We start from the raw sequence: 13,626 nt of genomic DNA on the forward strand, positions 1-13,626 counted from the left end.
AAGACTAGCATCTGCTAGTCTTTTTTATTGCTTAATGGTATCGATGAAGTCTAGGTAATCAGCTTCTTCACCGGATTCTACTAAGTTATTTTGAATTGGTTCTGATAATAAATCGACTTCATCTGATTCAATGTAACCAGCGAATGTCGCATTTCCCATTAGTTGAATCCAACGATTGTCGGGTTCTGTGTAGACTCTAGTTTGGACCTTACCTCCGGGATTGAAGACGTCGATTGGTTCGTTGACGTCAACTAATTCAGGGTAGTTCATCGCAAATGCCATTGAAGTGGCAGACATTCCAGTTCCGCAGGCGTTGGTGAAACCAACACCACGTTCGAACGTTCTAACAAAGATCTTATTCTTGCCTAAAATCTTGGCGAAGTTAATGTTGACCCCATCAGGATAGTAGTTGTTTGGTTGATTTAGATAAGTTCCTAGATTGAATAGGGGTTCTTCTAAATCAGCATCATCTTCAACAAAACTAATTAAGTGTGGATTAGGAACAGCCATTGAAGTGAACTTTAGATGGTCACTAAATTCTGGAATTTCTTCGTTAATAATTTGGTCAAAATCTAAATTGGTATAGGGTAAATCTGAGGGTGCAAATCTAACTGGAGCGATTTGAACGCCGACCCATGAAACACCCTTCGCAATGTCGTCAAAAACATGGACGTTTAAATCTGCTTGCATGGTTTGGACCTTAAAGTCAGTTTGATCGAACTTTTCGGCTAAGTAACGGCCAACACAACGAAGACCGTTACCACACATTGAAGCGACGCTTCCATCTGAGTTAAAGACCTTCATTTGACTGATGCATTCGTCGTGGTCTGAGTGATCGACGACTAACAAACCATCTGAGTATGGTAAAACGTCGCTTTTAGCTAGCTTTCTGGCTAGATAACTTAATTGGTAGTCATCCAATGAATCCTTTAGTTCATCGACATCCAATAAGAAGAAATGGTTCTCTGAACCGTGTACATAATGTAACTTTGTCATAAATTAATCCTCCTTGAAGAATTGGTTGTAGATGCTTACAACAGCCGAATCAGTGTATTCTTGGTCGATTCCAATCATAATCGCAATCTTGGAAGCGCCTTGGTTAATCATGTTAATTGGAATTTTCTTTTCGGCTAATGGCTTGATGATTTGGCTGATTGAACCAACTGATACGGCCATGTTTTCACCAACGACCATGATTAGTGCGTAGTTGTGAATCCATTCTAGTTTGTCAGGATGGATGGCTTCTGAAATTTCCTTACATAGGGCATGAATAGTGTCATCAGAAGCTTGGTTTCTATCAAAGATGATAGTCAAGTCATCAATACCTGATGGCATGTGTTCATATGAAATCCCGTACTTCTTGAAAATTGAAAGAATGGTCAAAGTACCACCAATTTGCTTGTTCAATAGGTATGAGTGAAGGTACAAAGCTGAGAAACGATCATCGGCAGAAATCCCGGTGATGACGTGTGAATGCTTTACTTCGTCTTCTGGAACAATCAATGTTCCGGCGTCATCTGGTCGGTTAGTGTTTTTAACGTTGATTGTTACGTGACCCTTGATGGCGGGGATGATTGCTTCATCGTTAAAGACTGAGAAACCAGCGTAGGCCAGTTCTCTCATTTCACGATAACTCATCTTAGTGATTGGATATGGGTTATCCACTAGGTGTGGATTAATTGCGTAGATGGAGCTAACGTCTGTGAAGTTTTCGTATACATCAATATGTAGACCAGTAGCGACAATCGAACCAGTGATGTCTGAACCACCACGAGCAAATGTAGCGATGTTTCCTTCCTTGGTGTATCCAAAGAAACCAGGAAAAACTAATTTTTCATCGTCTGAATATTTGAAGTTTTCCAAATTGGTATAGGTCTCATCCAATAGGTTGGCTGCGTTTGGATTAATGTCGTCTAAGACGATTCCAGCATCCTTAGGATCTACGAAACGAGCCTTCATTCCACGACTGTTTAATACCGCAGCCATTAATTTGGCGTTCATTCTTTCACCGTTGGCTTTGAATGCAGCCATTAGGTACTCGTCGCTTTTGTAATCTTTCTTTGCTAGGTTGGTGAATGTGTCCTTAATTCCGGCAAATTCACCTTCATCAACGTCATATGCGTTCGCGATTTCAGCGTAACGACTAATGATTTCATCTAGAGTAGCTTGATAATCCTCTTTGTTGATTACTTGGGTTGCGTATTGAATTAATAGATCTGTGATTTTGACATCATCATCAAAGCGTTTACCAGGAGCGGAAACGACAACGACTTTACGTTGTTCATCTTCTGAAATGATGTTTATAACCTTGGCGTATTGTTCGCTATTGGCTAGTGAACTTCCACCAAATTTTACTAATTTGGACATGTAAATCAACTCGCAATCTTAAATTATTGATTTGTATTTTAACATTAAAAAATAATTAGACAAGTTATCATTTTTGAATTTTTTACGCAATTTAAGTCCCTCATATGGAAGTAAAAAAACATAAAAAAATAATTTCACAAAATCGCTTGACGTAATTCAACTATTAGAATATAGTTAAACGTAATCGAAGAGGTCGCAAGCGAGATTAGTAGATGAAGTCAGTCACTGCAATGACTATGAGCTTTATTGAAAGGTGAACTTGCCGAAGTTAATGATTTTTTGCAGAGATCATTTTCTGGGACGTGTGTGAAGAATGCATGGACTGTCACAAGAAAATATGTCTTGTGGAGCGCTTTCGACAATTGAATCCTAAAAATTAGAAATTGATTAATAAAAATTTTAAAGGTTCTTTTGGATAGTGTGCCCACTCATCCAAAAGAACCTTTTTTGTTTTCAATTTGTCGAGTTTAAAACGACCTAAAAATCATTCGATTAGAAAGGCTGTTTATTATGACAAATCAAATTACAGATAATGACATTAATGCAGATGGACATTTGCAGATAGATGGTTGCGATGCAGTTGAACTTGCTCACCAATTTGGAACTCCATTGATGGTTTACAACGTTTCAGCTATCCGCGATCAATTCCATCAGTTTAATAAGATTTTTGAACAAAACGATATTGATTACGAGATTTCATACGCTAGCAAGGCGTTTGCCAATACAGCGATGTATCAATTGGTGAACCAAGAGGGCGGACACATCGATGTTGTTTCCGGAGGTGAAATTGCAGTTGCTTTGCATGCCGGTTTCCCAGCCGAAAAGATGAGTTTCCACGGTAACAACAAGTCTTTAGAAGAATTAAGACTAGCGATTAAAAATCACGTTGGTGTCATCATGGTTGATAACTTCCATGAAATTGAACTAATCAACCAAGTGGTTGAAGAGTTGAATGAAACCACCAACGTCATCATGAGAATTACTCCAGGAATTACAGCTCATACTCATGAATTTATCCAAACTGGTCAGGTTGACAGCAAGTTTGGTTTTGATCTTGCATCAGGCCAGGTTGAAGAAGGGTTTGAACTACTACATAAGAACTCAAGAGTTCATGTATTAGGTTTTCATGCTCACATTGGTTCACAAATTTCATCACCAGATGGTTTCAATGCATTAGCAGTTAAGATGATGCAAATAGCTAACAAGTTCAACACAGAATACGACTTCACTACTAAAGTCTTGGACTTGGGTGGCGGATTTGGAATTCAATATGTTTCAACCGACGGCTACCTAGCTCCTGAAAAGTTTGTTGAAAGTATCATCAACACCATCAAGGAACAAGCCAGTCAATACAACCTACAAATTCCAGCTATCTGGATTGAACCAGGTCGAAGCATCGTCGGTTCAGCCGGTTTAACACTTTACACCGTTGGATCACAAAAGAGAGTTGACGGCATCAAGCCATACGTCGCAGTCGACGGTGGAATGGGTGATAACATCAGACCAATGTTATACGACGCTGAATACGAAGTTGTTTCAGCAAGCAACCCACGCGCCCAACCCGTTGAAGAGGTTCGTTTAGTTGGTAAGTACTGTGAATCAGGAGACGTTTTAATCAAGAACGCATCCGTACCTAGCCTAAACGCCGGAGACGTCGTTGCCGTCTTAGACACAGGGGCTTACGGATACTCAATGGCTTCCAACTACAACTTGAACCTAAAGCCAGCAATTGTCTTTGTGGAAAAGGGTAAGGCTCAATTAGTCACTAAGCGTCAATCATTTGAAAACTTATACGAACTAGATAATAACTTAGAATTAGGAGATTAATTATTATGGCAGAACTAAACGCACAAGAAATCATTAGCTATATTCAAAACGCAGAAAAGAAGACGCCAGTTAAGGCATATATTAATGGAAGAATTGCACAAATTGATTTTCCACAATCAGTAAAGGTATTCGGAAATGATCAAAGCGCAACTGTCTTTGGTGACTGGAAAGACATCGAACCAATCTTGAAGTCAGATTTAGTGACTGAATACGAATTGGAAAACGATGCTAGAAACTCAGCCGTACCACTATTAGACATCAAAAACGTTAACGCTCGTATCGAACCGGGTGCTACTATCAGAGACCAAGTTAAGATTGGTGACCGCGCGGTTATCATGATGGGTGCCGTTATCAACATCGGTTGTGAAATCGGTGAAGACACCATGATTGATATGGGAGTTGTCATGGGTGGTCGTGCCATCGTTGGAAAGCACAGTCATATTGGTGCCGGTGCAGTCCTAGCGGGTGTAATCGAACCAGCTTCAGCTACTCCAGTTCGCATTGACGACAACGTATTAATCGGTGCTAACGCCGTTGTAATCGAAGGAGTTCACGTTGGTGAAGGTGCAGTTGTTGCAGCCGGATCAATTGTTTTACACGACGTTGAACCAAACACATTAGTTGCCGGAAACCCAGCACGAAAAATTAAAGATATTGACGATCAAACCAAGGGAAAGACTCAATTAGAAGATGCACTAAGAAAGTTGTGATGATATGACCTTAGATTTAATTGCGGTGAGACGCCATTTGCATCAGATTCCAGAATTAGCGATGCACGAAAGTCAAACCCATCAATACCTATTAGAATTAATCAACGAATTTGCTACAGATAATATGGAAGTTTTTACTCCTGAACAATTACCAACTGCGATTTTGGTAAAGGTGAATGGAAGCAACTCGACTAAAACCATTGGTTACCGTTGTGATATGGATGCCCTACCGGTTAGTGAAAAGACTGGGTTAGAGTTTTCATCAAAGCACGAATCGGTGATGCACGCATGTGGACATGATATTCACATGACGGTTGCAATCGGATTGTTGGAACACTTTGCTCAATGTCAACCAGTCGACGACTTGATTTTCTTCTTTCAACCAGCCGAAGAAAGTAAAAGTGGCGCCAAGGTAGCAGTCGACAGCAACCTATTTGCAGGTGACTGGCATGTTGATGAATTCTACGGATTACACGACACACCAGAACTACCAGCTGGAACCATTGGATGCTGCTATCCAACCTTGTTTGCCGGGACCAGTGAAGTAGATATTACCTTAATTGGTAAGAGTGGCCACGCTGCTTATCCACACCAAGCAAACGACATGGTGGTTGCTTCAGCAACGCTAATTACCCAATTACAAACCATCGTTTCAAGAAATGTTGATCCAGTCCAAGGAGCAGTATTAACCTTTGGACAAATCAACGGTGGAACAATCAGAAATGTGATTGCCGGAAGAGTAGACATCAAAGGAACCATTCGTGGTTTGAACCAAGAAATGATTCAAACAGTTAAGACCAGGATTATTGAAATATGTAAGGGAATTGAAGTTGGTTTCAACTGTCAAGTGAAGGTTGATATCAACCAAGGTGGCTACTACCCAGTCAACAATAACCAAAAGTTAACCGACCGTTTTATGAACTTTATGCAAGCAAATCCAGATGTGGATTTCACAGTCACAATGCCCGCAATGACCGGAGAAGACTTCGGTTACATTCTTCATCACTTTGATGGAACCATGTTTTGGCTAGGTGTTGGTAACACATCAGCACTTCACACCGACACATTCAATCCTGATGAAAGCTGCATTGAAAAGGGAATTAACGCAATTAGTTCATTTTTAGAATTCGAAATGAGAGAAGACGATTAAAATGACACAAAATATTGATATTATGACCGCAATCATCACACCGTTTGATGATAATGGCAACATTGATTACGCTGCATTAGAAAGAGTCACTCAACACTGTCTAGAAAATGGCAGTCGTGGATTTGTGATTGGTGGAACCACAGGAGAAACACCAACGCTTACCACTGAAGAAAAGATTGAACTATATACTCGCTTTGGTGCCATGGTTGGCGACAGCGCATACGTGATTGCCGGAACCGGTAGTAACAACACAAAAGCAACTATCGAATTTAACCGCCAAGTGCAAACCATCGCCGGTATCGACGCCTTGTTAGTAGTCGTACCTTACTACAACAAGCCCGACCAACGTTCAATGATTGCTCACTTTACCTCAGTTGCTGATCAAGCAACGCTACCAATTTACATTTACAACATCCCAGGTAGAACTGGCGTTACCATGGCTAACGACACCGTAGTTGAACTATCACACCATCAAAACATCATCGGTGTAAAGCAATGTACATCAATGGAAGACCTAGAATACTTGGTTGACCATACAGAAGATGGTTTCCACGTATACAGTGGGGAAGATGCTCAAGCACTATTCGCCAAGGCTATCGGTGCAGATGGCATCATCTCAGTTGCTTCTCACATCTATGGCACCCAAATGCGTGAAATGTATGAAGCACTAGAAATCGGTGACTACCGTCATGCCGGTGAACTACAAAGATGGCTAACCCCACGTATGAATGCATTATTCATGTATCCATCACCATCCCCAGTCAAGGCCGTGTTAAACGCACAAGGCTTTGCGGTTGGGGGATGCCGCCTACCAATTTTGCCATTGGATGACGAAGAACGCAGAAACTTAGCGCGTCATTTGGAACTACCAGAAGACGCATTACTACATGACTTAGGTTTGGAGATGAGAAACTAATGAATATTTTTCTAGCAGGAGCAACCGGATCAATGGGCCAAAAGGTGGTCCACTTACTAGCGGATAAACCAGGATATAACATCACAGGGATTCTAACCAGTAAAACTGATGTGAACCCAAGTGACTACAACTTATCAGACGACGTTAAAGTCTTCACCAGTCTAGATGACATTGAAGGCGACTACGACGTTTGGATTGACTTCACTCAACCAAACATCGTCTTTGATAACGTCAAATACGCAATTGAACACCACATCTCACCAATCGTTGGGACCAGTGGATTATCAGAAAACCAAAAACAAGAACTAATCAGGCTAGCTGACGGTGAAAACGTCAACGGCCTAATCGCCGCTAACTTTGGTTTATCAGCAGTGCTATTAATGCAATTTGCTCAACAAGCTGCTAAATACTTCTCAGACGTAGAAGTAATCGAAATGCACCATGAAGACAAGACTGACTCACCATCAGGAACTGCCATTCACACAGTCGACATGATGAGTGAAACCAAACAAGGACAAAACATCAACCAAGAAGATGAACCAGCTAGAGGGATGTACTACAAGGGGGTTCCCGTTCACGCTGTTCGACTACCCGGTTACGTGGCCCACGAACAAGTATTATTCGGTGGCCCCGGTGAAGCATTAACCATTCGACAAGATTCATTCGATCGTGAATCATTCATGCAAGGAGTATGGGTAGCATTAGAAAAGCTTCCTGAACTACACGGCTTGGTCGATGGTCTAGAAAATATTTTGTAGGAAGTGATTGTATGCCAAGAACCAATCCACAGCTTTTGAGAACTTATAACCACCGTTTAAACGGAATCGCACCATCTGGAATTCGTCATTTCGACGACACGATTTCAAAAAACGAAGATCTAATCAAGTTAACTTTGGGGGAACCTGACTTAGATACCCCTGAACATATCAAGCAAGCAGCGATTCAAGGAATCAACGACAATGATTCACATTACTCAGCGCAAGCGGGTAAGGTCAAATTAAGACAAGCAATTACAAATTACTTATCTACCCGCTGGCACATTAAATACGATGCCGAAGAAGTCGTGGTGACCAACGGTGCGACTCAATCAATTTATTCAGCACTACAAGCAATCGTGAACCCTGGGGATGAAGTTATCATTCCAACCCCAATCTTTTCATTGTACGAACCAATTATTGAAATCTTGGGTGGTCACGTCGTCGATGTTGATACCAGTCAAACTGGTTTTAAATTGACACCAGCATTGCTAGAAGATGCCCTAAAACAACATCCAGGCGTCGTTGCATTAGTAATTAACGACCCTAACAATCCAACTGGTGTATCTTACACCGAAGACGAAGTTAAAAAGTTAGGACAAGTTATCGCAAAATCACCAATCTGGGTACTTTCAGATGAAATCTACGGTGAATTAACCTTTGATCATGATCATTACTCATTAGCACGCGAAATTCCAGACCAAGTGCTATACATCAATGGTTTATCAAAATCACATGCGATGACCGGATGGCGTTTTGGATACATATGTGGTCCAAGCGAAATTATGCAACGAATTAAAATGATTAACGCCTACATGGTGACCTGTGTCGCTGACAACGTTCAAGATGCAGCACTAGAAGCAATGACTAACGGTCAAGAAGACGCCTTTCAAGCTAAGGCAATTTATCAAAAACGTCGTGACTTTGTATCTTCTAGGTTAGATCAAATAGGTGTTGAATACGTGATGCCGACTTCAACATTCTATTGTTTCATCAAAATCGATGATAGTTACGGAAAAGATGACTATCAATTTGGTTTAGACCTTGCCGAAAAGGTTGGCCTAGGGGTAATTCCTGGTCGCATGTTTGGTAAGAGTGGAGAAGGTTACATCAGAATTTCCTTCGCCGCTAGTGAAGCAAAACTAATAGCCGGTCTCGATCGACTAAATAAATTTATTCAATTATTAGGAAAATGAATTGACAAATCTGAAAAATAAAGTATATTAATAATAAAGTGTATGCATATAAAAGACAGATGTCTATTCAAAATAGATAAAAAGTGAGGTTTGTAAAGATGAGAGAGTATAACGTAGCAATTTTAGGAGCAACAGGTGCAGTAGGTATGAGAATGGTCAGACAACTAGAGGACTCCACCGTCCCAGTTAAGAACTTGAAGTTACTTGCTTCAAGCCGTTCAGCTGGTACTAAGATTGAATTCAAGGGTGAAGAAATCGAAGTTGAAGAAACAACTCCAGATTCATTTGAAGGAGTCGACATTGTGTTAGCTTCAGCCGGAGGGGCTACTTCCAAGAAGTTCCTACCAGAAGCTGTAAAGCGCGGTGCCGTATGTATCGATAACACCAGTGCATACCGTATGGACCCAGATGTCCCACTAGTTGTTCCAGAAGTAAACGTTGATCAATTAGCTAACCATCGTGGAATTATCGCCAACCCTAACTGCTCAACCATTCAAATGGTGGTTGCCTTACAACCTGTCTTTGAAAAGTTTGGTTTAAACCAAATCGTTGTATCCACTTACCAAGCCGCTTCAGGTGCTGGACAATCAGCATTAAATGAATTTTACGGCCAAGCTCAAGACTACCTAGACGGTAAGGAAATGAGCGCAGATATTTTACCTACTAAGGGTGATAAGAAGCACTATCCTTTAGCATTTAACCTATTACCACAAATTGACGTCTTTGAAGAAGACGGTTCTACTCATGAAGAATGGAAGATGGTTCATGAAACCAAGAAGATCATGTTAAACGACATGGATGCTTCAGACATCAAGGTTAACGCTACCTGTGTTCGTGTACCGGTTGCCATTTCTCACGGTGAATCCGTATACTTCGAAGTAGAAGACAAGTCAGCTACTAAAGAAGATATTCAACGCGTTATCGAGCAATTCGATGGTGCAGTTCTACAAGACGACCCAGATCATCAAGTATATCCACAACCAATTACCGCAGAAGGCAAGCGTTCAACTTTCGTTGGTCGCATTCGTGCAGACCAAGAAAATCCTGGATGCTTTAACATGTGGGTGGTAGCGGATAACTTGTTAAAGGGTGCCGCTTGGAACACTGTTCAAAACGCTGAAGAATTAGTAAAGCGTGATTTAGTGCGTGTCCCAGAAGACTACTACCGTGGTTAAAAAGGGTAAATAAAAAGAGTCACATTCGATTGAATGTGACTCTTTTTTGTTGTTATTGATTATCTTTTTTAGCTAATTCTTCTCGGCAATTTTTGCAAAGGCCAAAGACTTCAATATGAATCTTGTTGGTTTGAAAACCAGCTTGATCCATCGCTTCCTTGGCTAATTCTTGTTTTAATTGCTTATAGTTAGGGAAGTCGATATCTTCGATTTCACCACAATTATCACAAATAGCGTGGAAGTGAGGAGAACCAAAGAAATCATATCTAATTCCACCATCTTCAGCAGGTAGTGCAATGATAATATCTAACTTTTCGAATAATTGTAACGTGTTGTAAATGGTTGCAATACTTAGGTTAGAAAATTCTTGCTTCAAAGCTTCGTAGATAGTGTCTACGGAAGGATGATTATCATGATTAATTAAATACTTTAGGATAATCTGTCTTTGAGGTGTAATTCTTACATTATTGTTGCGTAAGGTTTCTAAGGCCTTTTCGTACATTTCGTTAGACAAACACTCTACCCCCTTTGATTATTACTTTATAACTATTCTATCTTAATAATAAGATTAAAAAGCCCAGAAAGCAAATAAAATCAACTATAAAGCGTCAATTGTAGCCTTAATTTCATCATTTAATGGTGAAATGTTGAATTGAGAATTCTTATCAGGCCAATATTGATGTTTGAATTGAACAATTCGTTTAATTAATTCCAGTTCGGCATCGGTAGAAATGTTTAAAACATTAACGTAGACGATGGGGGCATCGCTTTGCAGATTGGAGATACCAGCGACACCGACGAAATGTTTGGTCTCCTTATCCATAACACCCCATAGCAAGCCTTTTTGACTCATGATGTCGTTCATGATGGCATTGATGAAGTTGGAAGTGCTCATGATGTCTGTTTTTTCATCTTGTTGCTTTTGAAAATCAATTACTGATTGAAGCTTAAATTCTGTTAACCAATCCATATAAAAATGTTCAGTGATGATTGGTCTTAATCCTTCAAAACTACGCATAATAAGTCTCCTTAAATTTACTAGACTTTATTATAGTAGAGAAAAACTAAATTTGAAAGAAATCAGGTGTTTAATTTATTTGAGGAATTTGTCGTGAATGTGTTGTTCTTGTTCTTCTGTCATGCAACAACAACCACCAACGAACTTAAGATCTAAGTTGAACCATTGGGCAATTAGTTCATCGAATTCTTCAAATGATAAATCGTCGTGATTCCATTCCTTGATTTCTGGATTGTAAGTCGCACCAGAATTAGGGAAGGCGATGAATGGTTTATGGGTAGGGTGACTTTGTTTCAACACCTTTAATGCAGGAGTGACTAGTTGTGGTTTGGTACAGTTCAAACCATAAGCAATTACGTGTTCTTGTGATTCCAAAAATGATGCCACTTCAATTAGTGAGCTGCCGTCGGCTAGATGGGATTTATCCCTCAATGACGCCGCCACAATCACCGGAATATCGAATTGCTTAGTGTATTCGGTAATCGCCTTTAATTCGTTGATGTTAGGTAATGTTTCCAAGATTAACACATCGATGCCTGCTTCAACCATGGCCTTGATACGACCCTCGTGAAAGGCGATGTATTCTTCATCGGTCAATGAGTAATCCCCGGTGTATTCGGAACCGTTGGCTAAAAAGGCACCGTAAGGGCCGACCCCACCCAATAACCACTTGGGGTTAGGATTAGTTGATTCATTGCGGCCGCGGTCGGCTAATTCAACGGCCTTTTTGATTAAGGCGATGGCTTGATTTTCACTGTAGCCAGCTTTGACTAAACCAGGCACACTGGCTTGGTAGGTGTTAGTGGTAGTCATTGATGAACCGGCATCGAAGTATTTCTTGTGGACGTCGACGATTAGGTCTTCGTGTGATTCTAAAGCAGCGGCGGTCCATAGGTTGGAGTTTAGTTTTAAGCCACGTTCTTCCAAACCGGTTGACATTGAGCTGTCGATTAAAATGTGGTCTTGTTGATTAATCCAATTATTTACTTTATTCATGATGATCCTTCTTTCTATATACTAATGCGTGCCAGATGTAGCAGATGATAGCAAATGGCACTCCGATGATGATGGCAATACGTTGGTTAGGGTCAAACGCGATTCCGACCAATGAAAGCAGACAGATGATGATGACTAGAATTGGTAGAAGTGGGAATAGTGGTGCCTTGTACTTCAACTCGCTAGTGGAGTGACCAGCCTTGATAAATTGGCGTCTGAAGTTGAAGTGCGCCCAACCAATTACCAACCAGACGAAGACAACGGCAAACGCTGAAATCGCGGTTAATGCTAGATAAACGGTGTTTGGTGCATAGATACTTGAGAATAATGCTAATAGTCCACCAGCAATAGTGAGGATTAGTCCATAGACGGGAATTCCGTTCTTGGATAACTTCGCTAGTCCCTTTGGTAGAGTGTTCTTGTCTGCTAGTGACCAAAGCATTCTAGATGCAGCATAGACTCCAGAGTTAGCACCCGAGAAGATGGTGATAAATAGGATTAGGTTCATGATGTCTGATGCGTATGGGATGTTGATGTTAGATAAGATAGTGACAAATGGACTTTGCGCTAGTGATGAATCACTTTGTGGCAAGATGGAACCCAATGCCACGATGGTCCCGATGAACAAAATTACCAAGATGATTAAGGTATGCTTGATTGATTGTGGCACGGTCTTTTCGGGGGTTTGACTTTCACCAGCACCCACGGCAATCATTTCCGCACCTGAGAAGGCGAAGTTGGCTGATAACACGATGGAGATGACTGGAATTAAACCATTGGGAAAAATCCCGTTAGCGGTTAGTTGGCCGAAGAATGGTTTGAAATGGGTGTGGTGAATTGGGATGATCTTAAAGATGATTAGAATCCCAAGGCCTAGAAATACGACCAGTGCTAATACCTTAATCAATGACATCCAGAATTCACTGGAAGAAAATAGGTTCATGTTGATGATGTTTAACAACAAAATGATGACGGTGAAGATTAAGCTAAATCCCCAAACAGGAATGTTTGGAAAGTATTGTTGTCCAATGGTAGAAAGGGCAATAAATTCGGAACCCAGCGCAATTGTCCAGGTTAACCAATACATCCATGCAGTAATGAAACCGATACCGGGATTTATGTATTTACTTGCGTATGTATGAAATGCTCCTGTGTTTGGATCATGAACGGATAATTCACCCAGACAGGCCATTACCATACAGACCAGAATTGAACCAATTACGTAGGCTAGAATGGTTCCGATTGGACCTGCTGTTTGAATTGAGTATCCAGTACTCATGAAGATACCAGTTCCAATCACACCACCAAGCGACATGGTGATAAGATTTCTGGCCTTTAAATTTTTTGAAAACTGATGCGAACTCATAAATAAACCTCCTTAAAAATAAAAAAAGCACCCGCCCTTACAAAAAGGGCGAATGCTTCGCGGTACCACCTTATTTTTATAGCTAAAATGATACATTGATATCATTAACTATCTTATCCAGAACCTGTTGATTCCTTCGTGTTGTAACAT

The 13,626-nt window shown here is 40.7% G+C and carries 13 protein-coding genes, 1 riboswitch and 1 other annotated feature (1 of these 15 running past the window's edge); of the genes, 7 read left to right on the plus strand and 6 right to left on the minus strand.

All coding sequences use genetic code 11. The annotated features are described in order from the left end of the window. Positions 1 to 24: 24 nt before the first annotated feature. Positions 25 to 996 (minus strand): diaminopimelate epimerase, encoded by a 972-nt coding sequence (gene dapF / locus OEZ61_RS04365; protein WP_290047030.1) that lies wholly within the window; start codon positions 994 to 996, stop codon positions 25 to 27. Between the two features lie 3 nt (positions 997 to 999). Beyond that, positions 1,000 to 2,367, minus strand: a complete 1,368-nt coding sequence (locus OEZ61_RS04370; protein ID WP_094751053.1) for an aspartate kinase — start codon at positions 2,365 to 2,367, stop codon at positions 1,000 to 1,002. Positions 2,368 to 2,546: 179 nt separating this feature from the next. Further along, positions 2,547 to 2,731, plus strand: a riboswitch (Lysine riboswitch). Between the two features lie 146 nt (positions 2,732 to 2,877). On the opposite strand from OEZ61_RS04370, the gene lysA reads away from it, so the two are divergent. The 7 genes from lysA (at position 2,878) to OEZ61_RS04405 (ending at position 10,096) form a co-directional block, all read left to right on the plus strand. Next, complete coding sequence (lysA, locus tag OEZ61_RS04375; RefSeq protein WP_290047031.1) at positions 2,878 to 4,194, plus strand: diaminopimelate decarboxylase; 1,317 nt, start codon at positions 2,878 to 2,880, stop codon at positions 4,192 to 4,194. A gap of 5 nt (positions 4,195 to 4,199) precedes the next feature. After that, the gene (gene dapD, locus OEZ61_RS04380) at positions 4,200 to 4,904 is read left to right on the plus strand and encodes a 2,3,4,5-tetrahydropyridine-2,6-dicarboxylate N-acetyltransferase (protein ID WP_034532610.1); all 705 of its coding nucleotides are present in this window, start codon (positions 4,200 to 4,202) and stop codon (positions 4,902 to 4,904) included. 4 nt (positions 4,905 to 4,908) lie between these two features. Then, positions 4,909 to 6,054: an N-acetyldiaminopimelate deacetylase gene (locus OEZ61_RS04385; protein ID WP_290047032.1), complete on the plus strand. Its 1,146-nt coding sequence runs from the start codon at positions 4,909 to 4,911 to the stop codon at positions 6,052 to 6,054. A gap of 1 nt (position 6,055) precedes the next feature. Further along, positions 6,056 to 6,970, plus strand: coding sequence for a 4-hydroxy-tetrahydrodipicolinate synthase (gene dapA, locus OEZ61_RS04390; protein ID WP_290047033.1), 915 nt, complete (start codon positions 6,056 to 6,058; stop codon positions 6,968 to 6,970). After that, a complete protein-coding gene (gene dapB, locus OEZ61_RS04395) occupies positions 6,970 to 7,728 on the plus strand; it encodes a 4-hydroxy-tetrahydrodipicolinate reductase (RefSeq protein ID WP_290047034.1) in 759 nt (252 codons plus the stop codon). Before dapA ends, dapB begins: the two co-directional genes overlap by 1 nt. Positions 7,729 to 7,739: 11 nt before the next feature. Continuing rightward, on the plus strand, positions 7,740 to 8,921 hold the full coding sequence (locus OEZ61_RS04400) for an aminotransferase class I/II-fold pyridoxal phosphate-dependent enzyme (protein ID WP_041153020.1): 1,182 nt from the start codon (positions 7,740 to 7,742) through the stop codon (positions 8,919 to 8,921). Between the two features lie 98 nt (positions 8,922 to 9,019). Next, the gene (locus OEZ61_RS04405; protein ID WP_290047035.1) at positions 9,020 to 10,096 is read left to right on the plus strand and encodes an aspartate-semialdehyde dehydrogenase; all 1,077 of its coding nucleotides are present in this window, start codon (positions 9,020 to 9,022) and stop codon (positions 10,094 to 10,096) included. A gap of 52 nt (positions 10,097 to 10,148) precedes the next feature. Here OEZ61_RS04405 and OEZ61_RS04410 read toward each other — a convergent pair whose 3' ends face one another. The 4 genes from OEZ61_RS04410 to OEZ61_RS04425 all read right to left on the minus strand — a co-directional run bounded on the left by OEZ61_RS04410 (position 10,149) and on the right by OEZ61_RS04425 (position 13,476). After that, the gene (locus OEZ61_RS04410) at positions 10,149 to 10,610 is read right to left on the minus strand and encodes a Fur family transcriptional regulator (RefSeq protein ID WP_225351435.1); all 462 of its coding nucleotides are present in this window, start codon (positions 10,608 to 10,610) and stop codon (positions 10,149 to 10,151) included. Between the two features lie 84 nt (positions 10,611 to 10,694). Further along, the gene (locus OEZ61_RS04415; protein WP_290047036.1) at positions 10,695 to 11,114 is read right to left on the minus strand and encodes a hypothetical protein; all 420 of its coding nucleotides are present in this window, start codon (positions 11,112 to 11,114) and stop codon (positions 10,695 to 10,697) included. A 75-nt stretch (positions 11,115 to 11,189) separates the two neighbouring features. Continuing rightward, positions 11,190 to 12,110 carry a homocysteine S-methyltransferase gene (gene mmuM, locus OEZ61_RS04420; RefSeq protein WP_290047037.1) on the minus strand — a complete coding sequence of 307 codons (921 nt, stop codon included), beginning with the start codon at positions 12,108 to 12,110 and terminating at the stop codon, positions 11,190 to 11,192. Then, a complete protein-coding gene (locus tag OEZ61_RS04425; RefSeq protein ID WP_290047038.1) occupies positions 12,103 to 13,476 on the minus strand; it encodes an amino acid permease in 1,374 nt (457 codons plus the stop codon). Before OEZ61_RS04425 ends, mmuM begins: the two co-directional genes overlap by 8 nt. Positions 13,477 to 13,517: 41 nt before the next feature. After that, positions 13,518 to 13,626: a binding site (T-box leader), on the minus strand; it runs 139 nt beyond the window's last position.

The sequence above is a fragment of the Apilactobacillus sp. EABW-1NA genome (genome assembly GCF_030398685.1).
GTDB lineage: Bacteria > Bacillota > Bacilli > Lactobacillales > Lactobacillaceae > Apilactobacillus > Apilactobacillus waqarii.